This window comes from Acinetobacter sp. ANC 4805, assembly GCF_022549495.1.
Lineage (GTDB): Bacteria > Pseudomonadota > Gammaproteobacteria > Pseudomonadales > Moraxellaceae > Acinetobacter.
This window is the reverse complement of the sequence record NZ_JAKZGD010000001.1, coordinates 194,551-210,767: the sequence shown is the minus strand read 5'-3', so window position 1 is coordinate 210,767 and position 16,217 is coordinate 194,551. Positions and strand designations below refer to the sequence as shown.

The following is a 16,217-nucleotide window of genomic DNA, read 5'->3' as shown; positions in this document are numbered from 1 at the left end:
TCAGTAATCAAATTAATATTAGTGCAATATATTGCACAAAACTTTCAAATAATACAATATGTGCAGTATATTGCACTTACTCATCAGGCTTATTGTTGTGACATCTTTATCTCAATCCCCCAAAGCTGCTCAATTTGCACTCATTTTCATTACCATGATTTGGGGTGGAACTTTTTTAGCGGTGCAATACGCCCTGAATTTTAGTAGTCCCATGTTTTTTGTAGGCTGTCGTTTTGCCGTTGCAGCTTTAGTCATCTTGCTCATTTCAATCAAATCAATGCGTGGGTTAACTTTAAAAGAGGTTTTAGCAGGCACAGCGATTGGTATCGTGATTGCGATTGGTTATGGCACCCAAACTATTGCGTTACAAACGATTTTAAGTAGTGAATCCGCCTTTTTAACCGCACTGTATGTGCCTCTTGTCCCAATTTTAATGTGGCTTATTTTCCAAAAAAGACCTCCACTCATGACATGGTTAGGGACTGCACTCGCTTTTATTGGACTAGTTCTTTTAACTGGGAATGGTATCTCTAATATCAGTTTAAGCTATGGACAAACACTGACCTTAATCTGTGCCTTTGTGATTGCGCTAGAAATTATTTTGATTGGTTATTTCGCAGGAAAAGTTAATTTAAGACGAGTCACAGTTATTCAATTGGCTGTTGCATCATTCTTATCTTTTGCCAGTATGCCGATTGTTGGTGAACACAGTATTCCTGATTTTTCATGGCAATTGAGCATTTTAGTACTCAGTCTTGGTTTAGCCAGTGCGCTGATTCAATTTGTAATGAACTGGGCACAACGAATGGTCGATCCAACCCGTGCTGCAATTATTTATGCAGGTGAGCCTGTTTGGGCAGGTATGTTTGGAAGAATCGCAGGTGAGCGATTACCATTATTGGCTTTATTCGGTGGGTGTTTAGTGGTGCTTGGTGTTTTAGTCAGTGAACTCAAATTATTAGAAAAGAAAAAAGAGAGCTAAATAGCGCTCCCTTTCTATAATCTATGGCGCTTTCTTTTTTAACAACATCTGTGGCTGATAATATTCAACCGTTGGTATCTGTTCATAGAATGGGTGCAATAATGCTTTCCACTGCTGATATTCAGGAGATTTCCTAAAACCTTCAGTATGATTTTCGATACGATCCCAAAAGACCATCAAAATATAGCGATGATGGTCTTCGACATGTTTAATGAGCTGTACAGCATTCAGACCTTCCATTGGATAAATAATCTCTTTCGCGGTTTGAAATGCTAATTCGAAATCTTCACTTTGATTTGGTTTAATATTTAAATGCACATGCTCAATAATCATGCTTTATCCTATTTGTTGGTACATGGGTTGATTATCATTTAATGCAATTAAACCACGAATCGCGCGATATACAATCCACACCCACGCAGCAAAAATCACTAACCCACAAAATATAGTACTTGACAGTGCAACACCTGCAAAAACATTGGCATTATCTGCTGTAAAGAACAGAAAGAAGAATGGGATAAATGCAATGATATTCCAAGCTAAATACCACCAAAAGGTACGAATTTGCCAAGTAAAATGGCTCTCAAAAATTGAACCTTGCACATCACGACGTTTCACATAATTAATAATTAACGCAATAATCGCCAACAAACCACCACTAAAAATCGCAATGATATAAAGTACATACAGAACCAAGGTTAAGGTACGGTTTGGATCTTGATCAACGGAATAATTCATTTTTATTTATCTCCAAAACAAACTCCCTCAATCAATAAAACACATTGAGTGGAGAAATTAACCAACATATCAACAATATATGAAAGACTATGGTACAGAAATAAATCTTACGAAATGGTTGTTTTTGTGTTTTATGTCTCAGTTTTTGTTGAGCAAGCCATCCTCCACACCAACCACCCAAAGAATCCACGATATGCAAAGTCTGCTCTGGAACACGGCGATTTCCCAATTGTGCTGCTTCTTTGTCTTGCGCATACAACCAATAACTGACTACATTCATCAAGCTAACAAACAGCAAAGTATACGGCGGCAATAACTTGCTAAAGCTCGCAATCAGCATAAATACAATATAAATCACAATACCAATCTGCATTGCTGACCAACGCTTAGACGATGAAGGCGTATTCGGTTTCCGACGATGTTCAATCACTTGTGATGCTTTTAAATAGGTTGCTTGCTGAGCGCGATAACGACCACGCCCATCCAAAATGACCACATATTCCAAGGCACACCCCACAATTGGGCGCGGCCCTGTGCGAGCAAAGTCTTTGATATGGATAAAGACACGATCTTTATGTGCATCATTAGGTTGAATAAAGCCATAGCCTTTATCATCGAACCATTCAACTAAACGCCCTTGATCTCGCATATTCCTACCCTAAACCTAAAACTTGTTGTAAACGGTTTTGTAACATCATGCGCATTTCCATGGGGTCTTTTTGCGAAATATCTTCACCTGTCCGCCCTTCTGCTGCATTTTTCTGTGCAACCTGTAAACGCATACTCCAAAAACGACAAGCAGCCATTGCCAGAAAAATATCCAGACAAGCCAATTCATCTGGTGTTAGTGGGCGAATGCTTTGATAAGCATTTAAGAATGCCTCAGCTTTTTCTATATCCAAATGGGCTTGTGGATAAGCGGTACAGAAGTCATTGATACTAATTGCAATATCAAACAGCCATTCATCTTGATTCAGTTCATAAAAATCAAGAATGCCTTGTAATTGGTTACCCTCAAACAAGGTATTATCCCGAAATAAATCGGAATGAATAAAGCCTATTGGTCGGTTTGGATATGCTTGCGTAATCACTGTAAATAAATGAAAGACCTGATTTAAAAGTTGTTGATCTGCTTGAATCAATTGAGGACGTAATTGGCTTGCTACTTCTGACCAGTATTGATGATTGCGATTAAAATCACGTTCCAAAGGAAAGCCCTGCAAAGCCAAATGCAATTTTGCCTGCGCTTGGGCAATCGCCTGTACTTGCTTAATACTGGCTTCTTCAGGATGTTCCCCCATCAAGCGCGGTGCAATCTGAGCAGGTTTATCTGCAATGCTGTGAATTGCCTGACCATCATATTTTAATGGTACAGCCACAGGCACACCCGCCTTCCCTAAACAATCGAGTACTGGGACGAGCTCACCTGCCCCTTCAGCATCTAATTCTTCAAAAACTGTTAAAACATATTGTTTCTGTGATTGATCCACCAAAAAATAGTTGGTGTTTTGAATACCGCCTTGGATTGGAATCAGCTCAATGATCGCTAAACCATAAGGCTCAGCGAATGCTTGAACTTCTTCTAAACTCAACGGGGTATAAACCGACATGGAAAACCTGCAAAAAATAGCTGTGAAGTTTGATAGAATACCTGTTCCCTCCATGAAGGTGTAGCACCCCTTTCTTTATTGGCGATTTTTTGGAAAATTTTATGCTCGCAAAACGTATTATCCCTTGCTTAGATGTTGATAATGGTCGAGTCGTCAAAGGCGTTCAATTCCTTGATATTCGTGACGCAGGTGACCCTGTCGAAGTCGCTCGTCGTTATAACGAACAAGGCGCCGATGAAATTACCTTTTTAGATATTACTGCTACCCATCATGGACGTGATACGACTTACCGTACGGTAGAACGTATGGCAGAAAGCGTATTCGTACCTTTAACTGTAGGTGGTGGTGTCCGTAAAGTTGAAGATATCCGTTTATTGTTGAATGCAGGTGCGGACAAAGTCAGTATCAACTCGGCAGCAGTATTTACGCCTGAGTTTGTTCAAGAAGCTTCGCAACGTTTTGGCGCACAATGTATTGTGGTCGCAATTGATGCGAAAAAAACTGGCGAAAATAAGTGGGAAATTTTTACTCACGGCGGACGTAAACCAACAGGCATCGATGCAATTGAATGGGCTGTGAAAATGGCAGACTTCGGTGCAGGTGAACTACTGATTACCAGTATGGATGCGGATGGAACCAAAGCAGGTTATGACATTGCCCTAATGCGTCAAATCAACGATCGTGTCAATATTCCAACCATTGCATCAGGTGGTGTCGGTAACTTGCAGCATTTGGCTGACGGGATTTTAAAAGGTGGTGCAGATGCAGTACTGGCTGCCTCTATTTTCCATTTCGGCCAACATACGATTCCAGAAGCGAAGCAATATCTTGCTGAGCAAGGGATTGAAATGCGTCTTTAAACGCGAGTATCACTCAAAAAACCAACCTCTCAAAATCATCGTTTGAGAGGTTTTTTTATTCACTCAACATTTCCTCAGACAAAAAAATACCTTGCGGAGCAAGGCATGGAAACTGCGTTTATACAACGCTAGAGGGTAACTGTGAATTTTGTCATTTTGGTAAATTCTGAGCATCTAAAATGCTTGAATCAAAATAGCCATAAACTGGACAAAAATATTGACATTAAAAACAGATTTTATTGACAATTCACGACATGAACAACTGAGGTATTGTCGTGATTCGTCAAAATCTTGGTGCTTTATTGTCACACTTCGCATTTTCCACTAAGCAACTGATTCTTGTTGCTCCGCATCAGCTACAGGTGGCGTCACTAACTTTGGTTTTTGCTCAACCCACTTCGCAGGGAAAACCGATTCAATCGCTTGAGTCAGCGCTTTGGAAAGTGGCGCAGGTAGAGGTAAACCGAGTGGATTGGCTTCTTTTAAATCAGCAGATGAAACCACGCGTGTGCCCATGACATAATCAAACCATGGACGGGTCACACACCAATTCGCATCTTGATTCGAATTCATATGATGATCGTAATGCCAAGGAATGGTACGCTTTGCCCAATCAGGTTCTAAGTGTGCACGGCGATGTACATAATAATAATTGCCTGCACTATAAACTGCTGCCAATGCCATGCCTTTTGAAAAAGGATAAAACGCCACACTGGCAACGCCTGCTACCACAGCCAATGACATAATTTCATTACGTGTACGCCAACTGTCTAGACCTTCCACATAACAATCATCAGAAAAGTCTTGTTTACGGACTTCACGATGATGTGCCCAATGTGATTCCATGCTTTTGGGCACAGGACTGTAACGTGGCTGACCTGGACGATGTACACCGTGTAAAATATATTTATGTGCAAACCATTCAAATGCGTTTGCAACAGCTAAACCTGCAATAAAACCCTTTAACATGGCTTTCTCCAAATGTTTCCTTATTTTTATTAAAGATATAAATTTTTGTAGGCGAAGTATTGACGATGCGATATATTTATATTGACAAAACACGACAGAATAAGGATGGACAGGATGTCTCAACTCAAGAACTATACAGGCTCTGTTTATGGGGGATTGGGGCATTTATTAAAAGCCTATTGTGAAGCACAACATATTGCTGTTCCTGAACAATTACAACAAGTTCAAAATCTGGAACGCTTTGATTACGTGATTTGGCGAGACCTACTTGAAGACCTCAATCACTTGCACGCAAAGACAGGTTTGGGCTTAGAAATTGCAGAATACGTACAACCCAAACATTTAGGAATTATTGCTTACCTCGCACTTTCTTGTGAAAATTTGGGTGAAGCATTGGCACGTTATCATGATTTTCATCGTCTGATTTATGATGGCAGTCCCTTGGTGGTGGAATTTAATCATCCTTATGCTTCAATCCGTTGGGAAGCTCCCGAACCCCACCCAACCCAGTTAACAGATGAAATTGCAATTGCCTTAATGGTGCAATTCCTCAAGCTATTTATGTCAGGTGAAAACATCAATCTGCATGAAGTCCATTTTGTGAATGTTGCGCCGAAGAATATCAGCGTTTATGAGCAATATTTTCGCTGTAAAGTCCGATTTGATCAGCCGAAAACTCAACTACTCCTGCCCGTTACTGAAGCCTTTAAACCATTAAAAACAGGTGATCACACCTTACAGCAACTGTTATTACAACAAGCTCAAGCATTATTGGACAAGCTGCCAAATTCCACTCAACTTGATCAACGTTTGCAACATGCCATTTTGACAGGATTACAGAAAAACCAATATCAAATCGATTTTATTGCAGAAAAACTAGGGTTATCGGTAAGACAATTACAACGCCACTTACAACAGCAAAACACCACCTTTCAGGAACGGGTACAGCAAATTCGCTTTATGTTGGCAACCGAATACTTAAAAGACCCGCATCTGAGCCTACAAGAAATCGCATTATTACTTTGCTATTCTGAACAAAGCGCCTTTCAACGTGCATTTAAAATTTGGACCAATCAAACCCCACAGCAGTGGCGAAACAACAACACAACTTACAATTCTTAATAAAACTAGAGACAAACTAACGCTTTCACAACAGATCATTTTTTTTACAGCATTTATACAAGAGCGTATGCAGTTTTGTGAATTAATTCACATTTATTCATAGAGCTTAAATATATCCATAATAAATTCTTGGATGCGTACTCTTTTATTTTTATAACGAATCGGGTAATAACAATGAACAAATATTTAGCAGAATTTCTGGGGACCTTTTGGTTAGTGTTTGGTGGTTGTGGTAGCGCTGTGCTTGCCGCTGCATTTCCAGAGCTTGGGATCGGCTTCTTAGGTGTGGCACTTGCTTTTGGTCTAACTGTTTTAACAGGCGCTTATGCATTTGGTCATATTTCAGGGGGGCACTTCAACCCTGCTGTCAGTGTAGGCTTATGGGTTGGTGGACGCTTTGAAGCCAAAGAATTAGCACCTTATATTATTTCTCAAGTGATTGGTGGAGCAATCGCAGCCTTGGTACTTTACATTATTGTACAAGGTCAAACAGGCTTTGCAGGTACTGGTGGCTTTGCAAGCAATGGCTATGGGGATTTATCACCTAACCATTTTTCTTTAATCTCCGCTTTTTTAATTGAAGTGGTACTGACCGCATTTTTCCTGATTGTTATTTTAGGATCAACTGATCGCCGTGCGCCTGCTGGTTTCGCACCGATTGCTATCGGTTTAGCATTAACATTGATTCACTTAATTAGTATCCCTGTAACCAATACATCGGTAAACCCTGCACGTAGTACAGCAGTGGCGCTTTTTGCTGAAACTGCGGCACTAAGCCAATTATGGTTATTCTGGGTTGCACCTATTATTGGGGCAATCATTGGGGCGCTTATTTATAAAGTAGTCGGCAACGAGAAAAGCTAAGCTCACATTCCCATAAAAAAACAGCCTTTTCAAAAGGCTGTTTTCATTTACAAAAATGGGTTTTCAATTTCTCGCTCAAGCTTTCGTTCAATCTGTTCAGGTAAGCTTTGTTTCTCTAATGTTGCCACAACATCATTGATAAAACTTTGTAATGCTTTGGCTGTTTTCAAACCTGCTTGATCTTTGGTAATTTGTAAGTTGCCATATAAACTGACACAGTCCACTTGATTTTCCAAAGTCAGATCATAAATTGCCGAAGACTGATCGCCCTGTTCAAAAGGTTTAAACATCTTTCCTCTCATTGTTCTTTTCTGTTTTAGCCTATTTGAGTTAAGCATAATCAATTTAGGATAGCAGCGATATTATCGCAATAATTGTAAAAAAAACTGAACCAATGCCTCAATCAATTGCTTGATTAAAGCCTGTTTGGTTTCTTCATCTACTTGCGGTAATTTACTTTCAATCGGTTGTGATTGCCCTGAAGAAAATTGCTGTTGTTGCGCTTGGATACTTTCTGTTGTTGCTTCTTCCGCACACTGACTTTGCCCATCCCATTTGACATAGCTAATGTCTTTGTTGGCTTTAACCTGTTGTGCTGATGTCGGTAATTGATAAATATTACGCTTTTGTTGTTCTGTAAGCTGTGGGAATAAATTAATCCCTAGTTTTTCTTCTAGATAGCACACGCTCACGACTTTAACCTGTAGCGAATCATTATTCGGCGCATAATACGCACCAATAATGCCCTGTTTAGGTAAATACACTGCTTTGTATACAGCCGTAGGGACTATTACACCATTGCCAATCGTTTTTAAACGCTTCGCTTCAAAGATCGGTCCCGTAATAACATAAGCATCTTTATGCTGTTTAGTCACGATAGAACGTACCGCTTCTTCTAATTTACGCCAGACTTCCTGATTATTCTTGGGTGCTTGTGGCACCATATTAGCTAAAGAAAAGCTATCCTGCTGCGCTGCGGTATTATTCATATCTCCGTTGGGTGCCATATGCCCACGATCATAACCAGAACCACGATAGTCCGATAACAAAGCACGATGCGCAAGCTGTACTCGTGTTTCCTCATGGAAACTGTCTTCACGTTTAATTTTGACGCTTAGACGCTCAGGCGTCAGATATTCTGCTGACCAAAGTGGTGTTTTTGAAATACCTGAATACATGACATTAAAATCATTGAAGCACAGGGCGTAGCTGTCTTTCTTCAAACTTTCTTTGGTTAGTAAGGGAGGAACATCACGATAAAACTGTTGTAAACAAGCATCATGACTAGATGCGGTAGGCATTAATTTACTAATCTTCTCATTGCCAAATGCAATCGCAAAACTTCCAGTTGCAATCAAGGCAAGTACAATTTTTCCAACATTTTGGCTCAAAAAAGCAAATTGTGTTTTACTCTTTCTAGTTGTTTTCTTCGCCATAACTATATCAAAATCAATATGAGCGCGAAGCTTAGCAATTCCAGACTCAACTGTATATTCAGATAAAGCGAAGAACGACACTTTATGTCGCAAAACTGTTCACTTGATCACCAGATAATAAAAATGGCACTCTAAAGTGCCATTTTGAATCGCTTTCTGTTATTTAAATTTCAATTTGACTCCCCAACTCCACAACACGGTTGGTTGGGATTTGGTAGAAATCGCTGACAGGACTGGTATTCCGTTGCATTGAAATAAATAAACGTTCACGCCATGGCGACATGCCATCACCAACGCTATGCACAATGCGATCACGTGAGATAAAGAAGCTGATCTGCATAAGATCGTATTCAAACTCTAATTCTTCATAGGCTTGAGTCAATGCTTTTGGCACATTTGGCTCATCTTTAAAACCATAGAAGATTTTAATGCGATAAAAATGCGCATTTAAAGTTTCGACACTGATTCGTTCTTCTTGAGGAACAAATGGAACATCCTCAATCACGACCGTTACTAAAATATTGCGCTCATGTAGTACTTTATTGTGCTTGATATTATGTAGCATCGCATGTGGAACAACATTCGGTGTACCCGTTAAGAATACAGCATCACCCGGTACTCGATGAACATTATCTCCAATACTTTTAACAAATAAATCGAGTGATAAGGTGTCATGCTCAAGCTTGGCAAACGTCAGTTCGCGCCCACGCTTCCATGTCATCAGGATCATGATTGCAATCGCACCAATCAACAATGGTACCCAACCACCTGAGAACATTTTTAATGATGCTGCCGCTACTAAAACCGACTCTAAAATAAAGAATGGAATAATCAAAAGCATGACTTTTGGTAAACTCCATTTCCATGCATAGTATACAAAAACAGCAACCAAAATCGTGTCACATAACATGGTTAAAGTCACAGCCAAACCATAAGCACTTGCAAGGTTTGAGCTGGTTTTGAAAATTAAAATTAAAATGACTATTGCAACCAACAACAACCAATTAAGGAAAGGAACATAAATCTGACCCTCCTCAGAATCTGAAGTATGTTTAATGCTTAATCGTGGTAAATAACCCAATTGAATCGCCTGACGCGCTAATGAGAAAACCCCAGAAATGACTGCCTGAGATGCAATCACTGCTGCCATGGTTGCCAAAATAATCATTGGGTATAAACCCCAACTCGGAACCAACAAATAGAACGGATTTTCAATCGCTTCTGGATGTCGTAGTAATAATGCGCCTTGACCTGCATAGTTTAATACAAGACAAGGTAACACCACACTAAACCATCCAAAACGAATCGGACGAGGTCCAAAATGCCCCATATCTGCATATAAGGCTTCACCACCCGTTACTGTGAGTACAACTGCACCCATAATAAAAAATGACATTAAAGGATTGGCAAGAATAAATTGAATTGCCCAATGTGGACTCACCATCCCCAAGACAATCGGGGTCTGTATAACACTAGCAATACCTAAAATTCCTAAAGATAGGAACCAAAGTAAGGTAATTGGACCAAAGAATTTACCAACAAAGGCTGTTCCATGTTTCTGCATTAAAAACAGTGTTGTGACGATCACAATCGCAATCGGTATAATAAAGGGATCTAAAACATTCGTTGCAATAGATAACCCCTCCACTGCCGACAAGACTGAAATTGCAGGGGTAATGATGCCATCGCCAAAAAATAGTGACGCCCCTACAAAACCAATCGCGATCAAATAAATTTTCTTACTATCTGATATCTTGGCTTTACGTAGGTTCAAAGCCAATAAAGCCATGATCCCACCTTCACCGTTATTATCTGCACGCATCACAATAGCGATATATTTAATACTGATAATCAGCATTAAACACCAAAAGATAATGGACAAGATCCCTAATACATTTTCAGGTTGAATCCCTAAACCATGCGCTGCATGGAAGGATTCTTTCAATGCATAGAGAGGGCTGGTTCCAATGTCTCCAAACACTACCCCTAGAGCTGCCAACGCAGTGGCAGGCAATGCTGCTTTTTTTGCAGTACTTTGCATATATTGTCTTCAATATAGAACGTTATATTTCTCAATATTATCATTAGCCAAGAAGTTTTTCTGCAAATCTGTTCGACTACAACTTGGCAGTCTGCTTTTTTTTGGTTACTATCGCACACCTTGGTGAGGTGTCCGAGTGGCTTAAGGAGCACGCCTGGAAAGTGTGTATACGTTTGCGCGTATCGAGGGTTCGAATCCCTCTCTCACCGCCAAGTTTACTTTCTATGATATCTCATAGAGTCCTAAAAGCTTAAATCCAAAGGGTTTAGGCTTTTTTTATTGCCTTATGTTTTCCAATTGACCCTATTGAATCCTGAATTAGTTGGGGGTATAACTGGGGGTATAATAAATTACCCTCAAAGAAATAGAAGTGATCTGTTTTTATTCATAAATCTCTTTCTAAGCTCTAAAACTACTCATCAACTTTCCGAGTGCTCTCTATTATGATGTATTCATTTGGGATTACGATCTGTTTTTCAATATTTTTAACCTTATAGGAAATTAATGTATTTTTTCCAATCCCTTGAAATAGAACTTTTATATCCTTAAAAATAAAGGTTTGATATTGGTTTAGTTCTTTATTCGTCGTTTTAGGCGAGTTAATTAAAGTGGCATAAGGTGCTTTAATGTATAGTGTTGCTTTATCTATACGTACACCTGTTTTCTGCATAGTAAAATCTAAGAACACTTTTCCAATATCTCCAATAAAAAACATAGGTACAAGGGGAACTAGGATAAGAAAGAACGATATTTGTATACTATCTTTAATATGTGTTTCTAATCTCTTTAATTTAGTTCTGGCAAATGTTTTAAGATTTTCACTGGCATCAGGATCATCAATAATATCCTTTAAATTTTCAAACTTATTGCCAAACTCTTTGATCTTCTGTCTATTGATATAAAAAGCATAATAGAACAGCGAAATAAAGGCTGAAGTAAGAGCTACATAAAAGCTGATTTTCCAATGTAATAATAACAAACCACGAATGGTATATAAGAGATATAGGGAGGCAATCAATGTAAGAATACTTATCTTTGGAAAGGGAAGTTTTTTGCCTATTCGTGTATGCTGTGGCAAATACTTATCTACAGTACTAAGAATTAGATAGACCATAGGCATTAAGGAAATTCCGAAGAAAAAAAGAACCATGCTTAATCCAGCATAGACAATAGAACAAGCAACGAAAATCAATAGAAAAATAAGTGTATCGCCAAAGCTTATCTCTGAAGGGATATAACTAATTGTTAAAAGATAGGCAACCAAGCACAACACTCCAATCGCAATAATGGTTTTTATTATTGTCAATCCCACTTCATGCCACTGGCTAAAATTATTTAAAAATCTTGTTGTTAAATCATTCATTAATTATTTAACCTAATTCGTATAGATCTATTAAAAATTTATTGATTATAACGAGTATGTTCTCCAGAACATATGAACCTATTTAAGTGATCGCACAAAGTAGTTTTTTATAATGAAAAATTCCTCATTCTTGATTTATCCTATTTGCTAAACTATCCTTTTTAATTTCTACATTTATTTATGCTTAGTTTATTTGTTTACGGTACATTAGGACCAAATCGTCCCAACGCTCATATTATGGAAAAAATTGGTGGTACTTGGGCAGAAGCACATGTATTTGGCACACTGAAACAACAAGGTTGGGGTGCAGAACTCGGTTTTCCAGGTATTGTGTTGGATCAAAGCGAACATCAAGTCTCTGGCTTTGTCTTTTTCTCAGACAATTTAGAACAACATTGGCAAGAACTCGATGAATTCGAAGGTGCAGGTTATCAACGCGTCCCTGTTAAAGCGTATTTAAGTACAGGTGAAGTGATTGATTCTTATGTATACGTACTAAATACTTAAATAAAAATGGATAAAAATCCCACAATCGAATTAAATCCACCTAATTGCTCATTTTTTCGCTTGTTTTTTTAATTAGATTCTGTAAAATTCTCGCCACGTTGCCGGCATAGCTCAGTTGGTAGAGCAACTGACTTGTAATCAGTAGGTCCACAGTTCGAATCCGTGTGCCGGCACCATCAAATTCAAGGAAAGGTTTAATCTTAAAGATTAAGCCTTTTTTATTGCCTAATTTTTAACTGCACTGACCTGAATATAATGCGCTAAACCATCTTGATAGAGTTTTCGACACAACCTCGCTGTCAGTGTGATTTTCAATTGTGCCAAGTCAACATGTTTTTTCCCAGCTCCCTTATTTTTAATATACTCAACAAAGCCATTTAAAACAGGTTCAGAAAAATCCTGAATTACTATCTCAGTAAATCCCTGTTGTATTAAGTTTTGAGTGAGTTGTTGCTCATCCATTAAATTTTGCCAATTCACATCAGCACTTTTGAGCAAATAACGATATTGTTGCTTTTTTAAATTCGAACACTCTTGCCAAGCATCTGACCACATTAAATAATGAAATGCGATTCGACCTTGTGAATTTAAAATTGGGGACACTGAATTCAGAAATGAATTCAAATCACTGTGATAAGCCGCATCAATACAGACAATCACATCAAATGAATTTAAAAAATGCTGTTGGTTTAAATTCAAAAAATTTTCACAGTAAATTTGAACTTGCGGGAGTTGTTTTTGAATTCGTTTGACGCAATCCGCTTGTAATTCAACTGCACTTAACTGTTCAAGTTGATACTGTTTAAGCCAGTGCAATAGACTCGCACCTTGCCCACAACCAATATCTAAAACTTTATCGTCTTTTTTGAGTTGAACAGAAGCAGCGATTTGATCAGCTAGACTTTGGCAAGCCTGTGGATAATCATGATGCTGGTCTTGCCAATAGCCTAAATTACTCCAAGCAAGTAGAGAATCATCTCCTAGACGTTTTGCATCAACTGCATATTTATGTCCGAAAACTTTCTCAATCAATCTTTGCTTGAAGTAAGCCATATTTAATAACCGAGTTCAGGTGCAACTGTAACTTTTGGTTTAAGCCCAACGAATGGTAATGGTGCGCCTAAAATTTCAGAAATATGCATTGCAGAAGTGACTGCTGACTCTAAAATTGGCAAACCATCACATGACCATGAACCGCAATAGAACACTTTACGATTTAAATCTAAATGGCGTTGCTGGATTTGTTTATTCAATGCAACCGTTTCAGAATCGACAACAGCACGTGTGAGTTGTACCTTAGAAATAATTTTCTTAGGATCAATATCAATCACAGGACACCATGTTTGGAATACGGCATTTTTGCCAACCAAGCTTGGTTCGATCGAGTTAATCCACACGGTAAATTGCTGGCGACTAAAATTCCGATCCATCATATAACTTAATACCGCCCAATCTTTACGGCGTTGCGGCATCACGATTGGATCTGTGTGAATAACCAAATCACCTTGTTCAAAACGGAACTTTTTCAATAGCGCAAGATCATCTGCAAATTGAGGCTGCTTCAAGAAATTTTCAATCACTGGCGTTGGTGTTGCGATCACGACTCGGTCGAATAATTGACTTTCACCTTGCTCATTTTCTACCAAAATTTTATCACCTTGTTCCTCGACTTTATGAACAGGTGAACCACTATGGATTGTAATACCCTCAATTAAACGATTTACTAAAGCAGGTGTTCCACCTTTCATTCTTAATAAGGCTTCACCTTCTGTGAGTTGACGAATAAATTCTAATAGGGGCTTGGCTGGCCACTCACCAATCGTTTTTGGATGACATGTACAAATCGTATAAAGAACGGGCATCACCGTCCCATGCCAAAACACTTCTTCAATATGATATTGATTCATGAATTCGGCTAAGGTGATGTCTTGATTCTCTGATTTGAAAAATTGATGTACGGCGGTTTTTAATTGCAACATGCCTTTGACTAAACGCCAACCATATTGCTGTATGCCTTTACGGTTATTAATAATTGGGAAATTACCAATACGGCTACGAGAAGTGGTCAACCAAGTATCTGTTTTATCTTCAAATAGCCAACTACAGGCCATAAATGTACGTACTGGAAAAGTTTCTATGCCTAAGTAACTTGCTAGGCTTAGCGTATTTTTCCAAAGCTTGGGATTCATCACACGTAATGGCGCATCAATTATGCCACCATCAAAGTCAATACTGTGACTATCCATGCCTCGCCCTGCGAGTGCTTCGAATATTGTCACTTTATGCCCTGCATCATGTAGGATTCTGGCTGAGGCAAGTCCCGCCATTCCACTGCCGATTATTGCAATATCCAAAATTATGTCCCATCAGTTGATGATTTTTCTTGATTATGACTGATAGTTAACTTAAACACGGTATTAAAAAATACCAGATTCTGCATTTAAGCTAGACTTTTGTCTTAGCAACATCGGTCATTTCTTGTTACATTTTAGCATGCTTTCTATTTTGCTCTTAACTTAATGATAATATTCACTTATTCAAGCACAGTAGACAGAACATTCTTTATTTCATCATTTTTACGATCTCAAGGGCTTTGCAAAGCTGAAATTTAGCGCTATTGTGATTAAACAATAATCAGAATCGAGTCACGTAACAAACTGCACAATAATAAGTGACCTAATATTAAAACAATCAATAGAGAGCCTTATAGCGAAAGCCCATAACTTTAAAGGAGTTATGGGCTTTCTTATATGTCTGTATATAGGGGAAAAATGAGCTTTACATGCTGCCAAATTTGCCATGATTGAAATCATTGATCGCGTCGTTAATCTCAGCTTTGCTATTCATAACAAATGGCCCATAACCTTCAATCGGTTCATTTAAAGGTTGACCCGTTAAAATCAAGAATTTACTGTCTTGCTCAGCCTTGATCGTAAAATCAATTTCTTCACGGCTCAGTACAACCAAACTTGGTGCTTCAATGTGTTGAGCATCATTTAAAATCACCTCACCAGAAAGTACCACCAACAATGTGGTATGTCCTTCGGTCACATAAAACGTGTGCGCTTGACCTGCCACAACTTTACCATCCCAAACATTGACAGGGCTAAATGTGGTTGCTGCGCCCGCTCTCTCTTGGTATTGCCCTGCGATGACACGTAACTCACTACCAACATCATCTAAGCTGATGCTTTGAATTTGAGCGGCTTCAATGGCTTGGTATTTTGCTGGAGTCATCTTTGAATGTGCAGGCAAATTCACCCATAATTGCACCATTTCAAACAAACCACCTTGATGCGCAAATTCAGGGGAATGAAATTCTTGGTGTAGGACTCCACCTCCAGCCGTCATCCATTGCACATCACCTGCTTTAATTGTGCCACCACCGCCACTTGAATCTTGATGTGTCACTTCACCTTGATAAGCAATGGTGACTGTCTCAAAACCGCGATGCGGATGTGTACCCACCCCTTGTTGAGCAGTAGTCGGCTCAAAGCGGTAAGGTGCAGCATAATCTAGCAGTAGAAATGGGCTAATCATTTGTCCCAAACGATCATAGGAAAACAAGTTGTACACTGGGAAACCATCACCCACCCAATGCATGTGTTTATTTTGATAGATCCCAAGAATTTTCTTCATTTTAGTTTCTCCTATTCAGGAAATTCTTTTCTTGGGATTCATTTTACGCTTCAGTGATTAAAGCTTATAGAGATGGATTGGCAACA

General features: G+C 38.9%; 17 protein-coding genes and 2 tRNA genes. 7 read left to right on the top strand and 12 right to left on the bottom strand.

What is annotated here, in order from left to right:
* Positions 1 to 91 precede the first annotated feature (91 nt).
* Positions 92 to 982 (top strand): DMT family transporter, encoded by an 891-nt coding sequence (locus MMP60_RS00975; RefSeq protein WP_241334822.1) that lies wholly within the window; start codon positions 92 to 94, stop codon positions 980 to 982.
* Between the two features lie 21 nt (positions 983 to 1,003).
* Here MMP60_RS00975 and MMP60_RS00970 read toward each other — a convergent pair whose 3' ends face one another.
* From MMP60_RS00970 to MMP60_RS00955, 4 genes are read right to left on the bottom strand one after another with little or no spacing between them, the layout of a single operon-like run.
* Positions 1,004 to 1,315, bottom strand: a complete 312-nt coding sequence (locus MMP60_RS00970; RefSeq protein ID WP_241334574.1) for an antibiotic biosynthesis monooxygenase — start codon at positions 1,313 to 1,315, stop codon at positions 1,004 to 1,006.
* 3 nt (positions 1,316 to 1,318) lie between these two features.
* Positions 1,319 to 1,720 (bottom strand): hypothetical protein, encoded by a 402-nt coding sequence (locus tag MMP60_RS00965; protein WP_241334573.1) that lies wholly within the window; start codon positions 1,718 to 1,720, stop codon positions 1,319 to 1,321.
* Positions 1,721 to 1,751: 31 nt separating this feature from the next.
* Positions 1,752 to 2,369 carry a DUF1294 domain-containing protein gene (locus MMP60_RS00960; RefSeq protein WP_241334572.1) on the bottom strand — a complete coding sequence of 206 codons (618 nt, stop codon included), beginning with the start codon at positions 2,367 to 2,369 and terminating at the stop codon, positions 1,752 to 1,754.
* A gap of 4 nt (positions 2,370 to 2,373) precedes the next feature.
* Positions 2,374 to 3,330 carry a homoserine kinase gene (locus MMP60_RS00955; protein ID WP_241334571.1) on the bottom strand — a complete coding sequence of 319 codons (957 nt, stop codon included), beginning with the start codon at positions 3,328 to 3,330 and terminating at the stop codon, positions 2,374 to 2,376.
* Positions 3,331 to 3,431: 101 nt separating this feature from the next.
* Between MMP60_RS00955 and hisF the strand changes: the two genes are divergently transcribed.
* Positions 3,432 to 4,190, top strand: a complete 759-nt coding sequence (hisF, locus tag MMP60_RS00950) for an imidazole glycerol phosphate synthase subunit HisF (RefSeq protein WP_004659983.1) — start codon at positions 3,432 to 3,434, stop codon at positions 4,188 to 4,190.
* A gap of 324 nt (positions 4,191 to 4,514) precedes the next feature.
* On the opposite strand, the gene MMP60_RS00945 is transcribed toward hisF, so the two are convergent.
* The gene (locus MMP60_RS00945) at positions 4,515 to 5,159 is read right to left on the bottom strand and encodes a sterol desaturase family protein (RefSeq protein ID WP_241334570.1); all 645 of its coding nucleotides are present in this window, start codon (positions 5,157 to 5,159) and stop codon (positions 4,515 to 4,517) included.
* Between the two features lie 114 nt (positions 5,160 to 5,273).
* Here MMP60_RS00945 and MMP60_RS00940 point away from each other — a divergent pair, with 114 nt between their 5' ends.
* Both MMP60_RS00940 and aqpZ read left to right on the top strand, forming a co-directional pair.
* Complete coding sequence (locus MMP60_RS00940) at positions 5,274 to 6,281, top strand: AraC family transcriptional regulator (protein WP_004683482.1); 1,008 nt, start codon at positions 5,274 to 5,276, stop codon at positions 6,279 to 6,281.
* A 174-nt stretch (positions 6,282 to 6,455) separates the two neighbouring features.
* Complete coding sequence (gene aqpZ / locus MMP60_RS00935; RefSeq protein ID WP_241334569.1) at positions 6,456 to 7,145, top strand: aquaporin Z; 690 nt, start codon at positions 6,456 to 6,458, stop codon at positions 7,143 to 7,145.
* 47 nt (positions 7,146 to 7,192) lie between these two features.
* Here the strand turns inward: aqpZ and MMP60_RS00930 are convergent, their stop codons facing one another.
* The 3 genes from MMP60_RS00930 to MMP60_RS00920 form a co-directional block, all read right to left on the bottom strand.
* On the bottom strand, positions 7,193 to 7,435 hold the full coding sequence (locus MMP60_RS00930) for a hypothetical protein (RefSeq protein WP_241334568.1): 243 nt from the start codon (positions 7,433 to 7,435) through the stop codon (positions 7,193 to 7,195).
* Between the two features lie 72 nt (positions 7,436 to 7,507).
* On the bottom strand, positions 7,508 to 8,581 hold the full coding sequence (locus MMP60_RS00925) for a DNA/RNA non-specific endonuclease (RefSeq protein WP_241334567.1): 1,074 nt from the start codon (positions 8,579 to 8,581) through the stop codon (positions 7,508 to 7,510).
* A 163-nt stretch (positions 8,582 to 8,744) separates the two neighbouring features.
* Positions 8,745 to 10,622: a potassium transporter Kup gene (locus MMP60_RS00920; protein WP_241334566.1), complete on the bottom strand. Its 1,878-nt coding sequence runs from the start codon at positions 10,620 to 10,622 to the stop codon at positions 8,745 to 8,747.
* A gap of 122 nt (positions 10,623 to 10,744) precedes the next feature.
* On the opposite strand from MMP60_RS00920, the gene MMP60_RS00915 reads away from it, so the two are divergent.
* Positions 10,745 to 10,834, top strand: a tRNA-Ser gene (locus tag MMP60_RS00915).
* Between the two features lie 200 nt (positions 10,835 to 11,034).
* Here the strand turns inward: MMP60_RS00915 and MMP60_RS00910 are convergent.
* Entirely contained in the window at positions 11,035 to 11,985 is a 951-nt protein-coding gene (locus MMP60_RS00910; RefSeq protein ID WP_241334565.1) for a hypothetical protein, read from the bottom strand.
* Positions 11,986 to 12,165: 180 nt separating this feature from the next.
* On the opposite strand from MMP60_RS00910, the gene MMP60_RS00905 reads away from it, so the two are divergent.
* Both MMP60_RS00905 and MMP60_RS00900 read left to right on the top strand, forming a co-directional pair.
* Positions 12,166 to 12,492, top strand: a complete 327-nt coding sequence (locus tag MMP60_RS00905) for a gamma-glutamylcyclotransferase (protein ID WP_241334564.1) — start codon at positions 12,166 to 12,168, stop codon at positions 12,490 to 12,492.
* Between the two features lie 100 nt (positions 12,493 to 12,592).
* A tRNA-Thr gene (locus MMP60_RS00900) sits at positions 12,593 to 12,668 on the top strand.
* Between the two features lie 49 nt (positions 12,669 to 12,717).
* Here the strand turns inward: MMP60_RS00900 and MMP60_RS00895 are convergent.
* From MMP60_RS00895 to MMP60_RS00885, 3 genes are all read right to left on the bottom strand, one after another.
* Entirely contained in the window at positions 12,718 to 13,545 is an 828-nt protein-coding gene (locus MMP60_RS00895; RefSeq protein WP_241334563.1) for a class I SAM-dependent methyltransferase, read from the bottom strand.
* Between the two features lie 2 nt (positions 13,546 to 13,547).
* On the bottom strand, positions 13,548 to 14,846 hold the full coding sequence (locus tag MMP60_RS00890) for an FAD-dependent oxidoreductase (RefSeq protein ID WP_241334562.1): 1,299 nt from the start codon (positions 14,844 to 14,846) through the stop codon (positions 13,548 to 13,550).
* A gap of 424 nt (positions 14,847 to 15,270) precedes the next feature.
* Positions 15,271 to 16,131 carry a pirin family protein gene (locus MMP60_RS00885; protein ID WP_241334561.1) on the bottom strand — a complete coding sequence of 287 codons (861 nt, stop codon included), beginning with the start codon at positions 16,129 to 16,131 and terminating at the stop codon, positions 15,271 to 15,273.
* Between the last annotated feature and the right edge of the window lie 86 nt (positions 16,132 to 16,217).